At 50.0% G+C, this 20,012-nt stretch carries 15 protein-coding genes and 3 pseudogenes; 7 read left to right on the top strand and 11 right to left on the bottom strand.

The window, feature by feature from the left end; all coding sequences use genetic code 11:
• Position 1: 1 nt before the first annotated feature.
• The 4 genes from AB9F26_RS21155 to AB9F26_RS21140 form a co-directional block, all read right to left on the bottom strand.
• Positions 2-709 carry an IS6 family transposase gene (locus tag AB9F26_RS21155; protein ID WP_369769024.1) on the bottom strand — a complete coding sequence of 236 codons (708 nt, stop codon included), beginning with the start codon at positions 707-709 and terminating at the stop codon, positions 2-4.
• A 302-nt stretch (positions 710-1,011) separates the two neighbouring features.
• Positions 1,012-1,497 carry a fasciclin domain-containing protein gene (locus AB9F26_RS21150; RefSeq protein ID WP_369757162.1) on the bottom strand — a complete coding sequence of 162 codons (486 nt, stop codon included), beginning with the start codon at positions 1,495-1,497 and terminating at the stop codon, positions 1,012-1,014.
• A 474-nt stretch (positions 1,498-1,971) separates the two neighbouring features.
• Positions 1,972-2,436: a thiol-disulfide oxidoreductase DCC family protein gene (locus AB9F26_RS21145; RefSeq protein WP_369769023.1), complete on the bottom strand. Its 465-nt coding sequence runs from the start codon at positions 2,434-2,436 to the stop codon at positions 1,972-1,974.
• Entirely contained in the window at positions 2,423-2,974 is a 552-nt protein-coding gene (locus AB9F26_RS21140) for a response regulator transcription factor (protein ID WP_369757138.1), read from the bottom strand. The genes AB9F26_RS21145 and AB9F26_RS21140 overlap by 14 nt, the downstream gene beginning before the upstream one ends.
• A gap of 394 nt (positions 2,975-3,368) precedes the next feature.
• Between AB9F26_RS21140 and AB9F26_RS21135 the strand changes: the two are divergent.
• Both AB9F26_RS21135 and AB9F26_RS21130 read left to right on the top strand, forming a co-directional pair.
• A pseudogene (locus AB9F26_RS21135) lies at positions 3,369-4,333 on the top strand (IS30 family transposase).
• Positions 4,334-4,489: 156 nt separating this feature from the next.
• A complete protein-coding gene (locus AB9F26_RS21130) occupies positions 4,490-5,317 on the top strand; it encodes an SDR family oxidoreductase (RefSeq protein WP_369769022.1) in 828 nt (275 codons plus the stop codon).
• Between the two features lie 11 nt (positions 5,318-5,328).
• Here AB9F26_RS21130 and folE2 read toward each other — a convergent pair whose 3' ends face one another.
• Positions 5,329-6,417, bottom strand: a complete 1,089-nt coding sequence (gene folE2 / locus AB9F26_RS21125; RefSeq protein WP_369758140.1) for a GTP cyclohydrolase FolE2 — start codon at positions 6,415-6,417, stop codon at positions 5,329-5,331.
• A gap of 324 nt (positions 6,418-6,741) precedes the next feature.
• Between folE2 and AB9F26_RS21120 the strand changes: the two are divergent.
• Positions 6,742-7,539, top strand: a pseudogene (locus tag AB9F26_RS21120) (DDE-type integrase/transposase/recombinase); the annotation flags it as partial.
• Positions 7,540-7,885: 346 nt separating this feature from the next.
• On the opposite strand, the gene AB9F26_RS21115 reads toward AB9F26_RS21120, so the two are convergent.
• Both AB9F26_RS21115 and AB9F26_RS21110 read right to left on the bottom strand, forming a co-directional pair.
• Entirely contained in the window at positions 7,886-8,332 is a 447-nt protein-coding gene (locus AB9F26_RS21115) for a hypothetical protein (protein ID WP_369769021.1), read from the bottom strand.
• A 9-nt stretch (positions 8,333-8,341) separates the two neighbouring features.
• Positions 8,342-8,767: a hypothetical protein gene (locus AB9F26_RS21110; RefSeq protein WP_369769025.1), complete on the bottom strand. Its 426-nt coding sequence runs from the start codon at positions 8,765-8,767 to the stop codon at positions 8,342-8,344.
• 227 nt (positions 8,768-8,994) lie between these two features.
• Between AB9F26_RS21110 and AB9F26_RS21105 the strand changes: the two genes are divergently transcribed.
• Positions 8,995-9,735 carry a hypothetical protein gene (locus AB9F26_RS21105; protein WP_369769020.1) on the top strand — a complete coding sequence of 247 codons (741 nt, stop codon included), beginning with the start codon at positions 8,995-8,997 and terminating at the stop codon, positions 9,733-9,735.
• A 38-nt stretch (positions 9,736-9,773) separates the two neighbouring features.
• On the opposite strand, the pseudogene AB9F26_RS21100 reads toward AB9F26_RS21105, so the two are convergent.
• From AB9F26_RS21100 to AB9F26_RS21085, 4 genes and pseudogenes are all read right to left on the bottom strand, one after another.
• A pseudogene (locus tag AB9F26_RS21100) lies at positions 9,774-10,419 on the bottom strand (IS6 family transposase).
• 124 nt (positions 10,420-10,543) lie between these two features.
• A complete protein-coding gene (locus AB9F26_RS21095) occupies positions 10,544-11,419 on the bottom strand; it encodes an aminoglycoside phosphotransferase family protein (protein WP_369755877.1) in 876 nt (291 codons plus the stop codon).
• 45 nt (positions 11,420-11,464) lie between these two features.
• Positions 11,465-14,470, bottom strand: coding sequence for an alginate lyase family protein (locus AB9F26_RS21090; RefSeq protein ID WP_369769019.1), 3,006 nt, complete (start codon positions 14,468-14,470; stop codon positions 11,465-11,467).
• A gap of 1,658 nt (positions 14,471-16,128) precedes the next feature.
• On the bottom strand, positions 16,129-17,946 hold the full coding sequence (locus tag AB9F26_RS21085) for a glycosyltransferase (protein WP_369769018.1): 1,818 nt from the start codon (positions 17,944-17,946) through the stop codon (positions 16,129-16,131).
• A gap of 710 nt (positions 17,947-18,656) precedes the next feature.
• On the opposite strand from AB9F26_RS21085, the gene AB9F26_RS21080 reads away from it, so the two are divergent.
• The 3 genes from AB9F26_RS21080 (at position 18,657) to AB9F26_RS21070 (ending at position 19,897) form a co-directional block, all read left to right on the top strand.
• Positions 18,657-19,232: a hypothetical protein gene (locus AB9F26_RS21080; RefSeq protein WP_369758143.1), complete on the top strand. Its 576-nt coding sequence runs from the start codon at positions 18,657-18,659 to the stop codon at positions 19,230-19,232.
• A 90-nt stretch (positions 19,233-19,322) separates the two neighbouring features.
• Positions 19,323-19,559 (top strand): helix-turn-helix domain-containing protein, encoded by a 237-nt coding sequence (locus AB9F26_RS21075; protein ID WP_369758144.1) that lies wholly within the window; start codon positions 19,323-19,325, stop codon positions 19,557-19,559.
• Complete coding sequence (locus tag AB9F26_RS21070; protein WP_369769017.1) at positions 19,517-19,897, top strand: transposase; 381 nt, start codon at positions 19,517-19,519, stop codon at positions 19,895-19,897. Before AB9F26_RS21075 ends, AB9F26_RS21070 begins: the two co-directional genes overlap by 43 nt.
• Positions 19,898-20,012 lie beyond the last annotated feature (115 nt).

Raw genomic sequence — 20,012 nt, 5'->3', positions numbered from 1 at the left:
TTTATGCCGCACAAAGACCGCGCCACTCTGTGAGCGCGGCAGTGCGATTGGCTTTGAAATGATCTCTTTGGGAAAGGCTGCGCTCCTGATTGAAGTGGTTGAAAACGGATGCATGAACGGAAACAAATTTCTGCAAACTTCGCATTCGGCGGAAGCGCTGCATGGCACGTTCTCGTCGTCGGAACGGCAAGTGTGAATTCTCAGCGCGATTGTTTTTCCAGCGACCCGTTTCCTGTTTGCCCGCATTGCCAATGATCTTCATCGCCGCGCCGTAGGAACGCAGTTTATCGGCAACTAGCACCTCGGCCTTGCCATGACGGTTCATGGTTTTCCTGAGGAATTTCAATGCGGTCTTGCGATCCCGACGTTTCGTAACGTAGGTTTCCAACACTTCGCCCTCGTGATCCACGGCGCGCCATAGATAGTGCAGTTCGCCGTTTATCTTCACAAAAACCTCATCTAGGTGCCACTGCCAATTCGAATACATCCGCAGTTGCTGAACCCGTTTCCGACGAATTTCTGAAGCAAACAATGGGCCAAACCGGTTCCACCAAAATCGGACCGTCTCATGGCTGACGTCGATCCCTCGTTCGTGGAGTAAATCCTCAACATTCCGTAAGGATAGTGGGAACCGCACGTAAAGCATTACTGCTAGACGGATGATTTCAGGACTCGTTTTGAAGTAGCGAAATGGCGAAGGTTTTGTCATCCGCAAACGCTACGAAACGATCCTACTTTTAAAAACCGGATTTCCTCTGACACCACCCTCTGATGCCCGCCAATCACAAAATCTAAACGTTGTGAGGCCGCATTGTTCTCCCGCTTGTACATAACTACGAGGCGGGCTCGTTCGATCATATCGACACTATGACGCGTTTTTTGCCTGCTATCTTGGTGTACCAACTTAGTTTGCGCTTCACAAACGAGTGAACTATTGGATTCCCAGAGCGACTTATAGAATTAAAATGGGCGGCTCTCCTCGGGCATGAGAGAGCCGCCGCTAATCGCGCGTTATTTGGGGATAATAACTGCGTCAATTACGTGGATCACTCCATTTGAAGCTTCAATGTCTGCTGAAACTACATTGGCTCCGTTCACTTTAACGCCACCCTCAGTCATGATAGTTATTTCACCACCCTGAACTGTGGTCGCCATCATGTTGTTGCTTAGATCGCCGCTCATTACCTTACCTGCCACAACGTGATATGTAAGGATCGCAACGAGTTGGTCTTTGTTCTCTGGCAACAATAGAGATTCTACAGTTCCCTCCGGCAATGCAGCGAAGGCTTCGTCTGTTGGCGCAAATACAGTAAATGGCCCTTCGCCTTTCAATGTATCAACGAGTCCTGCGGCCTGTACTGCTGCGACCAGTGTATTAAATGACCCGGCAGCAACAGCGGTGTCAACGATATCTTTCGAATGACCGCCAGCATAGGCAAAAGTTGCTGATGTGAGAGCTGCAGCGGAAGTGATTGCGAAAAAAGTACGACGGAACATTTTAGTCTCCAGAAAAAAGGTCGCCAGCTTGATGCTGGATATAGATATTACGTCTCCTCGCTTCAATCAGATCACTTTTAAAAAAACATTTGCCATCCGCCTCACCAAAGTGACCTCCTAACCGTTGGACAAAAGAGCCTTGTCAAAGATCAAAGCTGAACGTCTTTGCGGCGACACTATCAGATGAGACTCGGTTGCGAACGTGTGACGCGCCGCTTTTGAGAGATGCGGCGTCTGTCAAAGTTCGACACCGTCCACTTTTCAGTTCACAATTACTTCGATCAAGAGCGTTACTTTAACTTACGCAGCAATCTCAAATTCAACCGCACCAGTGATTTCACAGAGTGGCGCGAACTTGGCGCGGTATTGCTATGACAATTCAAAGAGATCGAAAGGGTATGGCGCAATCTTTTTGGGCAGCCATATCGTGGAACCAGTCCAGTCAATCGCTTTAACGAATATTCCTAGACTTGCTCATTTACGGCTCGCCCTGGGGTTTGCAGCACGCGCTCCAAAGCTTTGCGCCAGTTTTGAAAAGGCCGGACGAACTGGAAGAAAGAGTTTATAAATTGCTTCTAAAGCACGCGTTGCACCTGGGATTTTGGACAGACGTGCAGCCCACCGCCACCCATGCAGCGTTTCCCAAACAGCTATGAAGGCACTTGCGCCAGACACGAGTGTGCCGTCCACAAGCCGCACATGAAAGCGTTTCATTGCATCGCTTGAAACAAGGCCGGTCCCCAGGACCGCATTTTCTTCAGACACATCTACAAATTGTAGTTGGTCACCACCAAGACGTGATGCGTAGTGATCGATCTCGGCCGAGCAGAGCGGACAAGACCCATCAAAGTAGATTGTTGGCCCTTGCGTCTGGCATTCCAAAGCTGGCTCATGATGGACCGCTTTCAAGACGATCAGGTCTGTCTCACTGCGCCGCATTTTTTAATACTCCGTTACTTTTGAGAATTCGTTGCAGAGTGCGCCTGTGCATGCTCAAAAGACGTGCCGCCTGCGAAACGTTATCGCCCGCCTCATGGAAGACGCACTCGATATGCTCAAGGCGAGCCTCATTTGGTGAAAGAGTGTTTACGGGCGCGGGTGGCCTTTGATCCGAAGGCGTCATCAGTGCATCGACGATCTCGGAGGTAGTCGCGGGCTTGGTTATGTAGTCCACGGCTCCCATGCGTGCTGCAGCAACAGCCGTAGGAATGTTGCCAAAACCGGTCAGAATGACGGCGCTTGATTTTGGATTGCGCTCTTTCAAAAACTCCACGACATCAAGACCGCTACCGTCCAATAGTTTTAAGTCGGCAATCAAGTAATCAGGCATCCCTTGGCAAATAGCGAGCAATCCCTCAGCAACGCTGGAACATGTTTTCGTCACAAACCCGCGTCGATCCATCGCTTTGGCTAGGCGATCACGAAGCGCATCGTCATCTTCAACGATTAGAAGTGTCTTAATCTTTGGGATACCCATTAGAACGTACTCCTTTTAAAGTAATACGGAAGCAAGCCTCCCATGGATCTCTATTGCGTCAATCCGTCGCTCCAATTGCCGAAAATGGTGCTATCGGGTTAATTCGAGCTCGGCTGTACTAAGCCAGTGAGGCTGCTATTTATGTAGCTCAAAGACCGTGCCACACAGTGAGAGTAGCGGTGTAATTCAGTTCCCTCAGACACTCCTTAAAGAGACATCGAACAGCAATCGTAGATCCTTCAAATTGTCGGGCCTTGGGCCGCCCCACCACGAACGGCGATTTTGCAGCGTGGTTTCAACCGGTCGACGTAACACTTTAATCTTTGAGAAAGATGGAGTGTTTATCACGAAGTATCGCCCGCGAACGTTTTATGCGGACAAGCAGAAGTCCGAGATGTGGGATCGCTGGCAGCGCGGAGAGTCTATGAGTTCGATTGGGCGTCACTTCAATCGTGTGTCGTCTTCGATCTTCCCTCATTTGGCGCGATTTGGTGGGATCAGACCCGCTGATCGCACGCGGTAACGATGTGCTTTGAGCCTCATGGAACGGGAAGAGATTTCCCGTGGGCTTGTCACAAAACGGTCATTTCGTTCAATCGCGCAAATCCTGAACCGGTTGCCTTCAACAATCAGCCGCGAGGTTCGCAGGAATGGCGGACGACACGCTTATCGTGCCGCCCCCTCAGACCTGCGCGCTTGGGACTGCGCAACTCGGCCCAAGTTGTGTAAGCTCTCATTCAACGACCTTTGTGCTTGTTAATAGCGCGCAAGCTGCGTCGGAAATGGTCACCGCAGAAAATCGCAGGGTGGCTCAGAATCAAGAATGCAATTCCGACAAGTGAACGCCCAGCTGAGGGTGAAAATCGCGCTGTCCCAGGCCATTGGGCCTCTCGGTGATGCAAGCTAATTGAGGGCGATCTGATTGTGGGATCCAACAACAGCTATATCGCCACGTTGGTTAAGCGGCATTCGAATTTTGTGATGCTGGCAAAAGTAGAGAACAAGGACACCCAAAGCGTCATAACTACCCTTATTAAACAGGCGCGAAAGCTGCCTAAAGAGCTTTACATATCGCTGACATAGGATCGCGGATCTGAGATGGCTGGGCATCGAAACTTTACAGTAGCGACACAAATCGACGTCTACTTCTGCGACCCTCAATCGCCGTAGCAAAGGGGCAGCAAGGAAAACACCAACCGCCTTCTCAGACAGTACTTCCCCAAAGGCACTGATATATCGGGTTTTAGGCAAGCTAAACTCAGCGCCGTCGCACGTCAGCTTAACGAGCGGCCAAGAAAGCCCTTGCAATACCAAACCCCAGAAGAGAAATTTGAAGCATGTGTTGCGGCGACCCTTTGAAACCACAGCCCGAAGCGGACCAAAACTCCCGTGCCGACCCAGGTCTCCACTTTGTTCTTGCAAGGCATTTCGTAAATGTGATCCGTTCGGGACACCACCACGTAATACCATAAAGCTTCTATATCTCGAACGGCCCAAAATCGAATGATTAACACAATGAAACATAGTGAATCGATGACATCACAATCCACCAAAGTAGATGAAATTCATTTCCCCGACGCGTTAGGCCAACCGACACAGCAATCTTGCGCTGTCTTGGTCACGGGCGCAGCCAAGCGGTTGGGGCGGTCAATTGCCGTGGACCTAGCGGCCGCAGGTTGGCCGGTTGTCATCCACTACAATGGTTCGAAGGACGCTGCCATTCAGGTCAAGAATGCCATAGAAGAGGACGGTGGGCGCGCCGAGATCGTGCAAGCCGATCTGTCGCTTGAAGAAGATGTGAATAGCCTCATTGAACGTGCAGAAAATCTGCTCGGACCGATCGGTGTATTGATCAACAATGCCTCCGTATTCGAATGGGACGATCTGTCATCGGCAACCGCAGAATCCTTTACGCGCCACATGGATATCCATGTCAAAACACCATTGATCCTGTGCCAGCATTTCGCCAAGCGGCTATCAGAAAGCGCCGGTGGGATCATCGTTAATGTGATCGACTCCCGCGTTCTAAATCCAACGCCGCGTCATTTGACCTATACCCTTTCGAAAACAGGTTTGTGGGCCCTGACCCAGGCCTTAGCCCAAGAGTTTGCGCCTCGGATTAGGGTCAATGCAATCGGACCAGGTCCCATCCTGCCTCAGGTGGGGCAGACAGAAGAAGAGTTCCGCGCCCGTTGTGCCTGCCTTCCATTGCAACGGCCAGCTACGTTGTCCGAAGTGTGTGCCTCCGTTCGCTTCCTGATTGCCCAAAGAGGGATAACGGGGCAGATGATCGCTCTTGACGGCGGAGGCCATCTCACTGGCCATTACAAATCTGCGTTGTAAGGCGCGAAACGTTAGCCAATATGATAAAGAGACGCGAACATCCGGTGATCGTAGCTGACTTGCTGAAATGTGGGGCCGCTGGTGAGAATTGACACGGCATCATGGCTGTGCAGCGACTCCTGATGGCTGGCAACCACGCGAAAGTCACCGACGCGATCCTCTCGCTCCAGACCCTCGCAAATCAGCCGAACGGCGTCTTCAACAAAGATTGGATTGGAGGCATTGAGCTCTGCAAAGGCTTGCTCGTCTTCGCGCTTTACCATCACTTGTGTCTCTGTTGGGATAGCAGCAACGCACAGCTCCACAAGGTCTTCAGTCCAAAGGGATTGACCGTTCTTAATCACTGCAGAAATACGTGCAACCGAACGCTGCGAGTGCGGGGTTGCAATCTGGCCACGACTTTTGCGCGCATGCTCGGACAGTTCCAAGGAACACGGACATGTTGACGAGTAGACATAATCAAAGTGAATGATACCCGTGGTTTCCGGCCCATGCCGGATCACCTCAACCGCGACATCATAATACTGGAAACCATCAAGATTGCTGCGCAGTGAGCGCTTCAGCAACGGGTAACGGAAGCTCAATTGTAGCCGCGCATCGAGACTCTCGAGATCATCCAGATAACCTTTCAGAACCCGGTCTATCCGTGCAAGGTCGAAGGGCTCATCAGAATGACTGTAGAATGAGCGCATAATCCGGCTCATATTGATGCCCTTCTTCGAGGCTTCAAGGGAGACCGAACCGGTTACCGACGTCTCCAGCACCAACTGTCCGCCAGCGCGGGTCTGCCACTTCAGCGGAAGGCGAAAGTTTGAAATGCCGACATGCTGGATTTCAGTTTTGGCACCCTTTATCAGGCTCGATGGCCCGTTCTGCAGATCGGGCATACTTGCCTTGTAAGCTGCATCGGGAACAAATTGTTCTGGGTAGCTTCTGTTTAGATCGGCTCTGTAGCTGCGTATCGACCCGCTGAGATCGTCATCCAATCTCAACACACTGCTGCGCTTGATAATTTCAAGTGCGCTTTTCACCTCATCATAAGTGGGCGCGGGTAAATCATCCGCTTCGGGCAGCTGATTGGATAGCACGATATAGTTCATGGCCTGTAACTCCCTAAGTAACAGAAGGTATACGAGCCAAGTTTTGTGTCAGATCACTTATTGATGCTGATTATGCGGGGAATTACAGCACAGCTTTTGGGCTTCGGGTCACAACCGGAGGTTCAGGCTGCAGAACCTGATAGCGGCCTGGAGCGAGAGACGTAAAAACGGAATGCGATCGATCCGTGTTAGCTTGCTTTTCCACGGATCAACCATAGTTGCTTTCTCAGGCCTGACCTGACCAACGTAATCAGGTAATCCTCCCAATAATTAGAGGTGTTCAAAAGTCGAATTTTCTCGGCAAGATATCTGAGGAGATTTCTGATGAAGACAACACGATACAGCGACGCAAAGATCATGAACATTTTGAATCAGGCGGAGAGTGGTGTGCCGGTCTCTGAACTGTGCCGCTAGCATGGAATGAACAGCGCGAGCTTCTACAAGTAGCGTGCATTTCAAATCAGTGAGACGTGCTACCGCTACAACCCCGTTTTGAGCGATGAGAACGAAGAGATTGGCGGGAACGGTTGACCGGGAACAAGCACACGTGGAGCTTTGGCTTGTGTTTTTTATATCTGCGCAACGTGCAGGGATACGGCTTGATACTATTACGTGGCCGTGCATGTTTACATGCATGAGAAGGCACAAACGCGTTTACCGGATCTACCGTGAACTGGAGCTGAACCTGCGGATCAAGCCAAAAAAGCGCCTAAATCGTGACAAACCTGAGCCGTTGGCGGTGCCTGACGTGCCAAACGATACGTGGTCCATGGACTTCATGGCCGATCAGTTGGCTGACGGCAGGTCGATCCGAACTCTGAACGTCTTGGACGACTTCAACCGTGAACGCCTGTGCATTGACGTGGACGTTTCATTGCCCGCTGAACGCGTCGTCCGGAGCCTGAACCAGATCATTGAGTGGCGCGGCAAACCCCAAGCCATACGTGTCGACAACGGTCCAGAATATGTAAGCGCAAGTTGATGGCGTGGGCTGAGAAACAAGATGTCAGGCTCGAATACATCCAACCAGGCAAGCCGCAGCAGAACGCCTATATCGACCGATACAACCGCACCATTCGCGGTGAATGGCTCAGCCAATACATTTTCGAAGCCATCGAGGATGGCGCAGGATCAAGCAACTGAATAGCGAGGGACTTCTGTGGTTGCCGCCCGTGATGCAAAAGGTTTTTCCCTTTTTGAACATGTGATCGAGTGCGGTTTTCTGACATGGCCCTAATTGTGCGGCGTTTTCAGGAGCCGCTGGCCGGTATGGTGATCTGCGGATTAAGTCTAAACCTTACAAACGAGCTTTGTTGGCTGGAAGTCCATAACTGGTTTTCCCAATCCAGATCTGTTCGATCATTGCGCCCATTCGGGTCGTCGCCTTCTCACACCCCCTTCACCGGCTCAAGTCGCGGCGGCATATGTAGATAGTGCTGCCACGGCCTGCGTCGGATCCTTAAAATTTTCACCCTTGGTCAGCATGGCCCAGATCCCGCGCGCCATCTGGTTGGCCAACGCAATCGCCACCAGCATACGCGGCCTCCTTGCCAGCATTCGTGCCAGCCCCGATCCCGCGGGGATCATCTTGCACCCCATCCAGTTCAATCGTGACATTGCCCCGATGATTAGAAAACGACGGGGCAGTGTCAGCCGTCGCCGCCATTTCCTTCGCGGCCCTCGTCTTGGCGTCGTTCCGGATCGTTTGCTCTGCTATCTGTTTAACAAGACCCTTGCATTCGTCGCGGACTAACGATGGTAGATCACAGTTCGGTTCCTCCAGAATCGCGTCGATCCGCTTGATATTGCCGATTCCCTTCGGGAAAGAGTGGCCGAATTCATAAAGCACTGCGCACAAGGCAATTACCAATTCCGTGCGCTGATGAACCAAGCGTTCGCGCCCCCGGAACAGCACCGCTCTGCCCTACTGCTCTTGCGACTTCGGGGCGACAAAACGCATCTCGGGGCGCTGTGCCGCAATCACAATCGCTTTGGCGTCGGCGGTGTCATTCTTCTGACGTTTCACAAAAGGCCGCACATATTGCGGTGCGATCAGCTTCACGCCGTGGCCAAACCTAACCATTTCACGCGCCCAGTAATGAGCGCTGCCGCAAGCCTCCATCACCACCATCGAGGGCGACTGGTCTGCCATAAATTTTCGAAACTGCGGTCGCGTAAGTTTCTTGCTGTGTTTCAGGTGGCCCGTCATTGACGCACAGTGAAATTGGAACACAGTCTTTGCCAAATCCACCCCAATCATTGTGTCTTTTATTTCGCCGTCCTCTCCGTTTCGTGGCTCTTTCAAAACCACATCTTGGCACATTGCGATGCCGTCAGGGGAGCGCGGCAACCACCCCATCTTACAACAGTGAGCGACCCAACATGGGCATCGGCAGCAAAACCCCCGCTATGAAACTGAAAACGGCCGCGTAAATTCTACGACTGAAACCCACTAAAAATGGGGAGATTACCCATGAGATTGTATTCGGTCACAAGGATGTTAGAGGGGGCATTGTCAATGTCTTAACAAGTTGACCGCAGTTCTTAGCGAGCTTATTGATAATCATGAATTCTGATTTGATCGTTCTTATTCTCGGTAGCGCTCCGGATGCTATGCGGGCGGCTACCTGGCCGAAGCAAGAGGCTTGCAAGGTAGTCAGCTTAAACAATGCGTGGAGAGTGCGTGATGATTGGGATTACAGTATCTATCCGGACGATTTCCCCGAAGGAAAAAAACCCGACCGGATAAACCGCACGCAGAGGCTGATCAATTCGTCGATCTATGTTCCGGCTAATAACCAGTTTGGTGGAGTTGTATATGCCGGAGCAACCATGGCGTTTACGGCGGGTTATTGGGCTCTGAGTGCATTGAAACCACGGGTCCTTGCCTATCTAGGCTGCGACATGGTCTATAAGGGAAGCAACACGCATTTCTATGGACAAGGGACTCCTGATCCCCTGCGCGAAGACGTTACGCTGGCATCTCTGGAAGCCAAGTCGGCAAGGCTCATGACAATCGCGGCTAAACAGCAATGTGCATGCATCAATCTATCGGAGGAACCGGAAAGCCGCCTGCTGTTCCCGAGAGTAAGCCACAACGCATTCGCTGCGGATATACCTATACCCAGCTACGACTCAGCATCGGCTAATGAGGCTCTGAGTTTGGAACAAAAGGCCGGTTACTTGGTAGCGGATGGCCAGTATTGGGAACATTACACCTCATTCGATCCAGATATATTGAACGAGATAGACATGCACTGGTTGTCTGCGATTGAAGGGCAAACCAAACCAAGCCTCCTACCGGTGGTGTCAGACTAATTCGAACTCGTCTCAGCTAGGCCAGCCCCCCTGCCCTTTTATGCCGCACAAAGGCCGCGCCACTCGGCGAGAGCGGCGGTGCTGGTGGCCTTAAAGTGATCGCGTTGGGAGAGGCTTCGGTCAAGATTGAAATGGCTGTGAATGGAAGCGTGGACAGCAACGAATTTCTGCAATGTTCGCATGCGCCTGAAGCGGATCATTGCCCGCTCCCGTCGTCGAAACGGCAAGTGCGAATTTTCAGCGCTATTATTTTCCCAACGACCCGTTTCCTGTTTCGCCACGTTACCAATCACCTTCATCGCTGCGCCATAAGAACGCAATTTATCGGTGACCACGACATCCGGCTGACCATACCGTTTCATCGCTTTCTTCATAAATTTAAGGGCCGCAGCGCGATCACGGCGTTTCGTTACAAAGCTTTCCAGCACCTCGCCTTCGTGATCTACAGCGCGCCATAGGATAGTATCGCTCGCCATTAATTTTGACGAATACTTCGTCCAGATGCCATTGCTAATTCAAATAAGAACGCAGCTGTTGAACCCGTTTTCGACGAATTTCCGACGCGAACGTTGCGCCAAATCTATTCCACCAAAAACGAACCGTTTCGGGGCTGACATCGATGCCATGCTCATAGAGTAGATCCTCGACATTCCGAAGTGAAAGCGGAAATCTGACGTATAACATCACTGCCAAGCGAATGATCTCTGGTCTTGAAGTAGCCGAAGGGAGAGCGTTTTGTCGTAATCATACGCCAATTCATTGCCCTGAACCACTCAAATCAATTTCCTCTGACACCACTCGCTATGCTCTACAGCACACGGATAAGGCCTTTTTCGAGAGCATTTTTTGCCCGCGGTAGTTTCTCAGGACGTTTTGTCAGGGCCTCAAACACTAGATGCGTCGCAAATATCAATCCATATTTGTCAACCCATCCAAGATTGACGTCCGAACCATAGCCAGTCAGTAGTTTTGGAAAGTATGGCTGGAAAGAAATTTTTGAAAGTGCAAGATCGTATTCCGCAACCCCAACCGCCGCTTTTTCCCAATCTATAATCCCAGTAACTTTGCCCTGAACGGAACAAATATTACCTCTATTATAATCTCGATGTAAAAGTACCCCACATTTGGGAGAGGTATCAGAAAGTTCATCGACAGTATTTACTATTTGTTGCCGTTGCTCGTCGTTCAAAACACCGTTCTCAAATAGATAGCCAATTTTTTCGGCCGAAGCCACCCACCGGAGGAAATCAGCCCAACTGTCTTCACTTCCTCGAAACTTGCCTGTTTTATCGCGTTTAATTTTTCCGAATCCAGGCAACTCTAGTGAATGAATTTTTCTTAACTGCCTACCCACGTCTAGCATGGAAATCTCCATATTCCCAGCAGCTTGTAAGTTTTGCCCAGCAACAGATTTTTGAATCAAGTATGAGTATTTGGATTGCTCATCATGACCGCCTGTCACAATTTCAGCCAGAGGAACTAAGGATTGTAGTCCTATATTCCTGTGGAGAAAATATAAGATCTCACTGTCTTGTGGACGCAACAACGTGACATAGACATTCCGCCCGCCGACGTCGCAGGAAAACACTGATCTTGTGCTTCCGGAAGCGGGAACTTCGATTGAACGAATATCTACTCCGGCTCGCAACAAAATAGTTTTGGCCTCCTCTGGAGAGATTTTCATTGATCCACAACTCTTGCCAAAGGCCGTATTTCCATGCTGGGAAATCTAATTGCCGTCAAAGTGCACCCATTCGCATTCGATTCCAAAAATCTTGAAAAGCTCTTTACTGGTTGGCATACGCCGCTGTCGACCATCAAATACAACATTCTCCGCCCCTGCATGTTCGCAAAGAACTTCTAGTTTTTTTGCACCAAACTTTGGGATTCCCTCAATCACATAAGATGCCAACAGTGGATCGCAAAGTATAAGACCGTTGGTCGTTGTTTTTTGCTGTGCACTCACTTGTTCAATAGCAAAAGAACCGAGAAGTTCTTCTATTCTATCGTGAAAGTTATTGTCGGATTTTGTCTCAAAGTCTGGCCAATGAAAAATTCCAATCTTGCGTGATTGAGAGGCAGCTTTTGCGACGACGTCGGCAACCATGTCAATTTTGTGAGCGCGTTTCGAGAAATCGGCGATGAAAACTCGCGAATATCGACGGTTACTATTGATAATTGGTAGAATAGGCGACGGAGCAGCGAAAGCTCGAGAAGGAGCGTCCGTTTTTGGAAGGGCTAGCTCGTCTGGCGGAATGCTTTTTTGCCAGCGCCTATAGCTTCGGCGGTAATCTTTATGCAATCCGTGAAAGTCTGTCCGAGCATGAGTAACACTGTCGCGGTCCAGAGAATCTGGTGCCGCGAGTCCAACGGACACTGGTAAATCTTGATCGGTTCTCGCGATGGCGTCATTTCCATAACGCATTCTGAAGCGCCAAATGAACTCGTTTTCGGCCCCCACACGCACATTATCCCATGGTCCAATTTCGGCAAACACAGACCGTGGAATTAGGAAGGAGGATTGATTCATGCTGAAAAAATTCTCTTCTAGACGCCAATTTCCCACAACAAATAGATCGGCGCGAAGGCAAATCCAACGAGACATGACACCAATTGCCCCTTTGGATTTCCGTAAATAATTAAGCTGGTACTCAATTTTTTGAGGATGCGCCCACTCGTTGGCATTATGCACGCTCACATAGTCCCCAACAGCGATTTCTAGAGCGGCATTCCGCGCAACATACTCTCCAAGGTTGTCTGACAATTCCAGCAACTCAATGCGCGGGTCGGTTTTCGCCAGTTCCTTCACAATGCTGCATGTCTCATCATTGCTTGCGCTATCGACGACAATAATTTGAAGGTTTGCCCAAGTTTGCTCCTGTAGACTACGGAGCGCGTTCTCCAGTGTCTCCGCGCCATTTTGTACGGGCAAAATAACGGAAACTTTTTCATCGATAGTGTTGGCATTTAAGGATGTTGGATCGTTTTCACCAATGATATTAAACATGTCCAGCGGTGCATTTTGGGTCCGCTTTTGTATGCCGGTCAAACCTTTCAGGAGATACAGTCTATTGAACCAAGACAGAATATTCCTTTCGTTTGTCATGGTGCCGGAGTTTGGGTCGGCAACATAGGTGTTTGCTATCTGGAGGAACAAATTTGGATCGTCAGGAAAATGTTGCAACATATCAATCGCGAATTGCCGCCCCTCCTCTGATCGGTTCAACTTCGTCAATAAGTTGACTTCCGCCAATACATAGCGGCGTCGGGGCGAGGGAGTTAGAGCCTGAGCCAGTTTCACATTTTTCAACGCGTCGACATTGTCACCGCAAAAACTTTGCCAGCGAGCTAAAGCCCAAGCCGCGTCTGCACGCCTACCTTTGGGTACTGTTTCTGTTTGGCATATTTTTTTAAGAGGCTCTTGTACGTAGCTCGAATATCCTCCCCAAAGACGAGCCTCAATCACTTTGATCTCGTCCACATTCGCTATATTTTTGGAATTAAGTCCTCGGAAAGTATTTTCGGACTGTGAAATCCGTTTTAACAGTTCATCATTGGCTTGCCCGCCAGATGCATCAACCATTCGCGATAGCATCCAAAACGGCATAATGCCGTCATGTGGCGAAAATATCGGTTTACGGACATAGCCTAGAGCCCTTTCCACCGCACCATCTCGCACATATTGTGCACGTGCTGCAAAGATTAGCGGTAAAAAACGATCCCTATCAAACGGAGTTATCTGCTTATATGGCCACTTTCCTTCGGACTGTTTGGACAATATCCAAGTAAAAGCATTAGCTAACCCTCGCCCGTCGGAATCAACGTAATCCCACAATCTATCACCACAACTATCGGCCAAAGTGGCAAGGTGGACCCAAGCCTGTAGGTTGAATGCACAGTAATGCTGCGTTTGTGTTCGGGTAAGCTCGTGCTCCTGCGCTCCTTGAATGTCAAACTGACCGGAAATCCGTTCACGACTTCTCCGAAAGACTGTCGAAAGGACTTCTACATCACCAAGGTAGGCCGCAATCGAACCAATTTGGAGGTCAAAATATGTACCATGGTTGTTTCTTGTTCGGACCTCGCCGATCCCCTGCAGACTTTCTTGAAGCCAAGTCATATATTCGCGTAGCCAAGCTGAGAACAGTTGGTGATCTTCTTCGGTAAACTCGCCTGACCGCCGCAGCAATCGGACAGCATCCAGAAAGAAATACAAATCTTTCATTTCGATCAATCCAGAGGAAACCCCCTCGCGTTTGCCTTTTATTGGCTTAACTTGCGCAAAATTTAGATTGGGATTCATCCGTGTTTCAGTGTTGATAAACCAATGCCTAACGAGCTTTGCAGCATGCCGGCTGTAGTCTGGCTGATTACACGCGGCTCCAGCGAGCGCCAAGAGTGTTGTATCATCAAATAGCTTTTGAAGCCGTGTTCGGTCATAGCGATCACTTTCGGGTTCATAAAGCCGCGTCCCAGGTGCGCGCAGGCCGTCGCGATACGTTGCAAGTCCGGTATCCGAGTCCGACGCGTCCCACCAATACGGTGATGGATGATAATAGTCATGCATGTCGCCACTTGGGGGCAAAGTCGTTTTTTGCGTTACTGAATATGGACCGCGTTGCAATGCGAGGTCTGCCTCTTGCAATAGCCGCGTATAGAGGTGGCCTTTTTCAGTATCCTCAGGAGCAACTTCAAGCGACTCAATAAGGTCACAATTATATGCAGTTAAGGCCATCGGATCGACATTCCGCCGAAGAACTTCGTGATCCACTTGGTCAATGATCAAACTGATTGCTTCGACTCTCGCTTGGCCTCGTGCGACTATTGAACTCGGCAAGTCTGCCTCAAGATCATTGCGCCCAGATTGCATCCTTGCTACCCAACCCGCTTTGCCAAATTCGCGCACTTGAGTGGCACGGACAGGCCGAGGCAAGTCCCAGAGATCATCCCCCCAATTATCCCATATACCCCTAATGCCAAGCCGCCAAAACAACTCCACTTTAGGGCGACGACCGTATGAGCACTCCTCATTAAATTCTTCGGGAGCATCGTTGCGAAAGACCATTTGTGGCTCTTCTACAGCATCCGGACTGTATCGAGGGTTCAGAAGATCGTTATTATCTACGATGCGAGCCATAGGGACGACAAAATATTTTAAATAGGGTTCGCGCATTACCTCCTTGGTAATTTGAGACCACGCTGATTTTGTTAAGAAACAATTTCCATCCCAAGGTAGCACCCATTTGGCGCGCTCACGACCATCGCGGAGCGCCGCATTGCGAGCACCGTTATTGTGCATCAAGTATTTGTTTTTGTGACGTCTTGAATGAACTTGCGCGCGTTGCTGAGCTACTTCGGACATACCGTCATACTCTTTGCTGAGGAAAAACGCTTTCTGCGGAAAGCCCCCAAGGTCCCATTCAAGAGCTTGGTACTCCTGAAAATCGAACGGTATTCTTAGATAGGATTGATCAAACTCCTCTAGCAAGGCAATGGTTGCCCGCTCTTGCTCGGGGTCAACTATTCGGTTTACGATCCAACGCTTTTCACAGCGCGCAAGTTTTGGTTCATTTTCTAGAACAAACCGGACGTTGCGAAGGGTTTGCCCGTCTTGGTGCCGCGGTGGGAGATCATTTCCCAAAACTCGATACAGCACAAAAGTGTCCGCAACTTGGTCCAACCCTTTCGTCAAATATTCGGCCTTCAAAGCGGCATTATCTGGCACGACTGGCGCGAGTGATGCTCCGCCGTCCTTCCGATGATCAAATCGTGGCGTTGTCCGCAAAGTGGTCTGAAAAAGTTGATCGTAATCATCCAACCGTAAACGTAAAAGTCCGGGCTGACCCAAATCTATGAAATGGCTGACTTTCCACTTTTTACGAGATGCCCTAAACCGACTATTGAAAATCCCTCGCTGGTCCGGCTTCGCGTAAGCATCTGTTGGGAAATACTCAATTATTGCACCAGCTTTGCGCAAGATTGAATGGTCTTGAAAATCGGTCAGTATCAGCGGAATGAAACTGCCAGAAGTGTAATGAAGGCGGCTAATTTTTTGGAGGGCAATTAAAAGTTGATCTTCACGCAGGCCAAATAAAAGAAAACCAATTATCGGCGACGCACCCTTATTCTTAACATCTTCCTGCGAATGCCGCATGGGGAGTAGATTCTTCGCTGGAGGGGTCTCAGAAGGCCATACATTCTGCGGTGCGGCGGACCCTACACTTTCGTCGGAAGGCCAATTGAAAACGGGGCCCGGCGCGACGCAGACGACGGTTAATACTGAGCGGTCCGCATACCCCGCTCCAGCTGTTGCGGATCGAGTCTGACTTTCCACGTTGATGTTGAGGCCGCCGCGTGGCGCAGCATTCTCGAGCGGTTTCTGCGTGGGTTTGTTCATATCCGCTCCGCCAATTCTGTTATTGCTGCTGCCGCAGTTTTAGCACCATTACTCAAATACAATTTTTTCGCTTCGTCTCGGAACAATGCTGTGGCTTGATCTGTCATCAAAATTTCGCAAATTGTTGGCAAGTGGAATAACTCCTCTTGGGATAGATCGAAGCCCGCGCTATGTTGTTGCGCAAATTCTGCGCGCGCAGCTTGGTTGTCCATCGAAGGGTGGCGATTTGCGATAAATACGCTCGGCAAACCAAAAGCCATCACTTCATGGAAAGAATTATATCCAGCGGCAGAGATCGAGAAATCAAATGCGTTGAAGTAACGGCTAATCGGGAAACCGCGTAATATTTTGACGGAAGGCCAATTTGGAAACTCCACTGAACTATTCTCCCACTCGACCAATACTATTTGTAGGGTCGGGAAGCCTTTCAGCAGATCAATAATTTCACCGGTAAGCGAGACCACATCTCGAGTGGCGTTTCCGCCTAGCTGGATGATTACGGTTTTGCCTTCAGGCGACAAACCAAGCGCCTTTCGCGCAGCTTCGCGTGGCAATATCTCATCTCGATCAAGAAGTGTTATTGGGTCGACTTGCAGTGCTTCATGCTTGCGATCAACGGTTGAACCCACATCTAGCTCGCCCGCAATTTCCCCAGGTTCGATGATTAGGTCCATATAGCGGGAATTGCCAAGATAACGAGATGGCGTCGACCCAATCATGCCTCTCCTCACCCAAACTAATCCCCGACGCCGCCTAGAAAGCACTGCATTTATCAGCCCTGAGCTTGGGTTGTTACCGTCGAACACGACAACGTTTGGGTCGTAACGATCGATCACACTCCCAAGTTCATATCGCATCCAACTGTCCCACTGGCCGTGTTCAGTCCCAGTGTCGCTTTGGGACGGTATATATTCAGTTGGATAGCCGAACCCCTCAATAATCGGTGCCGCCTGTGCAAATGTAGCGAAAACTGGTTCCAAAGAATTTTTCAATTGTCGTGCGATCGCAAGTTGCCGTGTTACATGGCCAAGCCCGACTCCGTTTGAAGGGACAAAAAGTACTCTCTTGCTGGTGCTTTCCTTGCGTTTTCGCTTAGTCCGCGGCTTGTGGTCTTCGAGAAGGGATGAAATTTTTTGGGAATAGTTTTGCTCTGTAAACTGGAACTTAGCATGATGCTTCGCATTTTTCTTTGCGACATCAACAGCATCGTCGTCGTTCAGTATACTAAAAATGGTTTCCTTTGCCATTGAATGTTCTGAATAGATAGCCCCTTGACCGAAATGACCCTCGAGGTGAGGTGGCAAAATGACAAGCTTTCCAGATGCCATAGCTGTTGCAATGGCGGCCTCAGGAAGTGTGGGAGTGGGTTTGCTCGGAAAGTACATGAATACATCAAGCATCTCAAGAAAGCGTTCAACCGTTATGTCCCGCTGTGAATAGACTTTGAGACCCGCTGGCGAACCTAGCTCTTTTAGCAACTTGGCTAGTGGCGGGCCCATTATCCGGAAGTCGTTTCCGTTTCCTATTGGGTAAGTCTGAATTAACTCTTTCTTTGTTGTGGGCCACTGTGCGGCCCCCGAAACACTGACTCGCCCGAAAACCGGTTTCTGGCTAAATTTTAGGGCGCGGGTGACGGGGCTAAGTGGCATTCCAGTCGGGCGCCAGTCTTCCTCTTCCAGTGGGATTGCGGCATTGAGAGCAACCAAACCCGCGCGCACCCAGCGATTTGTTGGCGCCCAAGATACAGGCCCGAAATGAAAACTTAGCCACTGACCAAGTTGAGCCGGATCCGGCTTGCGATCAACAACCAACACAACCTTATCCGCACTTAGATAGTCGATTTTTTGAACCGAAGGTGTGACGCTTGAAGGAGAATGGACAATCGCTAACTTCGCGTGAACGGGCGTTTCCGGCAAAACTACCTCTGCAAGGTTCTCCTTAACACAGACCTGTACATCAGGTGAAACGATAGAATTGTTGGAATTGACCTGCAGGTGAACAAGTCCAACCCGACAGCCAATTCTGGTGCACGCCCTGATTTCTTGCGCGACGCGCAAGCCTGCATCCCCACCACGAGTGAAATCCGCCAAAAATACTATATCATAGAGGTTCTTCTTACTCGCTGAGACCATTTAAAATTCTGCCCTAATTTGCGTCAATTCGGCCACCCTAAGGGGAGTTTTATTGCTCTGGCAAGCCTTATAGGTGTCGTGCCGGAATTCCTAGTCACTTGGAAGCAACGGTTTTTGAAGGAAATTCTGCGCTTTCATCACCCAAATATGAGAGCGGCACCAGGGAGGGCCGCGTGTTTCTCAAAACTATTCTATGCGGAGTCCAAGCTTTCCACGTGATTAGAAGACAATCCCTCAAGAGCAAATCCAGCGTCTAATCGGTAAATTGGTATTGGCTTATTATTGCACCTTATTTTTCTTATTTCCGCCTTAATCCCCTGCCAACTCTATTGAAGAAGCTCAGATAGTACCCGCAAAAACGGCGAGCGAGCATACGCAAGTTGGAGTAACAGATGAAAAAATTGACACCATTCTTGGCCGTATGCCTCGGGTTTGCGCACGCTGCCTACGCGACATCTGACGACGTAACACGCAGCACCAATTCCCCAGCAGAACTTTCAGCAAGCATTGTACCTAACTCAGCCTCCCACGGCACAGCCACCCAACAGACAAGAGTAGCGGCTCTGTCTAATAAGTCATTCATACCTCAGAGAAAAGTTATTGTGATTTCTAGGGATGATGGTGGAGATCTGGTTAACTATGCCAAACGTGTTTCGCGCGCACGGCAAGAGAAAGACTGGCTTGTCTTCAATGGCCAATGCGCCTCAGCTTGCACATTGTATTTATCGCTTGATCCAAAACAGATGTGCATTACGAAGAACACGTCTTTTGTGTTTCACGCAGCATACGGAGCAAAACGTGATGTCAATCAATGGGGAACGCGCTACCTAGCTAAACAATATCCTGACTGGGTCCAAAACTGGATTGCAAAGCGTGGAGGGCTTTCTAACCGCATTCTAAGGATGAGTTACACGCAGGCCTCAAAACATATTAACCCCTGCAAAATCGCGAAAAGCCGACCTTCCTAACAGTTAAAAGCCTGCGCCGAATACAATATCAGGCGCGACTTCAGCTTTCACTATTCTGAGGTGGACGCTACCCTGACTAGCGACGTTTAAGTGATAACAGCCTGTTGGCCCTCAAAAGGAAAACTCATAATTCGATCGCACAAACAATTGGGCCTGGAAGAAAGACACAAGATCGAGATGTGGCGCGCAGCCAAAATCAGCGTGGATGTGATAGCAGAACGTCTTGGACGCAACAGATCGACCGTTTTTCGAAACTTCACCTCAACCATTTCAAAGACGCAGACATGCCAAAAGTCGTCGGATATTTTGGTGTTGGTGCATCGATGAAGGCCCTGTCCCGACGTCAAAAAGACCGCAAACTGATGCGTCATCCACAGCTTCGAGAGTCGATCTTTGAGCGCATCAAAGACGGTTGGACGCCGGAGCAAATCGCGGGCAGTCTAATCTATGAAAATGCCTCGGTTCGGGTGTGCCAAGAGACGATCTACCGTTATGTTTACTCGGCCGAAGGCATGATGGATGATCTCTGGTGGTATCTACCAGAACACCGTCGCAAGCGGCGACCCCGCAACGGGCGGCTGCCTAAGAAACCCGAGCCCCACCCCGCCCTAAGCATCGCCAACCGCCCTGAAATCATTGGTAAACGGATCCGATTTAGGCACTGATGGTGTGGATGCCTCACCCCGGAACCGGCATCAAAGTGTGCCATAGTGGTGATATTGAAAGCACCAAATCGGAGGAGACATCCATGAACGAAGTTACAATGATTGGCGTCGACTT

The sequence above is a fragment of the Falsihalocynthiibacter sp. BN13B15 genome (genome assembly GCF_041205415.1).
In the GTDB taxonomy this organism is placed as follows: domain Bacteria; phylum Pseudomonadota; class Alphaproteobacteria; order Rhodobacterales; family Rhodobacteraceae; genus Falsihalocynthiibacter; species Falsihalocynthiibacter arcticus.
The sequence above is the reverse complement of the archived record's forward strand: the minus strand, read 5'-3'. Positions and strand labels throughout refer to the sequence as shown.

What these genes read in the sequence shown, in the direction of transcription:
- AB9F26_RS21155 (WP_369769024.1), bottom strand. Translation starts at nt 709, where the DNA reads ATGACAAAACCTTCGCCATTTCGCTACTTCAAAACGAGTCCTGAAATC.
- AB9F26_RS21150 (WP_369757162.1), bottom strand. Translation starts at nt 1,497, where the DNA reads ATGTTCCGTCGTACTTTTTTCGCAATCACTTCCGCTGCAGCTCTCACA.
- AB9F26_RS21145 (WP_369769023.1), bottom strand. Translation starts at nt 2,436, where the DNA reads ATGCGGCGCAGTGAGACAGACCTGATCGTCTTGAAAGCGGTCCATCAT.
- AB9F26_RS21140 (WP_369757138.1), bottom strand. Translation starts at nt 2,974, where the DNA reads ATGGGTATCCCAAAGATTAAGACACTTCTAATCGTTGAAGATGACGAT.
- AB9F26_RS21130 (WP_369769022.1), top strand. Translation starts at nt 4,490, where the DNA reads ATGAAACATAGTGAATCGATGACATCACAATCCACCAAAGTAGATGAA.
- folE2 (WP_369758140.1), bottom strand. Translation starts at nt 6,417, where the DNA reads ATGAACTATATCGTGCTATCCAATCAGCTGCCCGAAGCGGATGATTTA.
- AB9F26_RS21095 (WP_369755877.1), bottom strand. Translation starts at nt 11,419, where the DNA reads ATGAAAATCTCTCCAGAGGAGGCCAAAACTATTTTGTTGCGAGCCGGA.
- AB9F26_RS21090 (WP_369769019.1), bottom strand. Translation starts at nt 14,470, where the DNA reads ATGGCCTTAACTGCATATAATTGTGACCTTATTGAGTCGCTTGAAGTT.
- AB9F26_RS21080 (WP_369758143.1), top strand. Translation starts at nt 18,657, where the DNA reads ATGAAAAAATTGACACCATTCTTGGCCGTATGCCTCGGGTTTGCGCAC.
- AB9F26_RS21070 (WP_369769017.1), top strand. Translation starts at nt 19,517, where the DNA reads ATGCCAAAAGTCGTCGGATATTTTGGTGTTGGTGCATCGATGAAGGCC.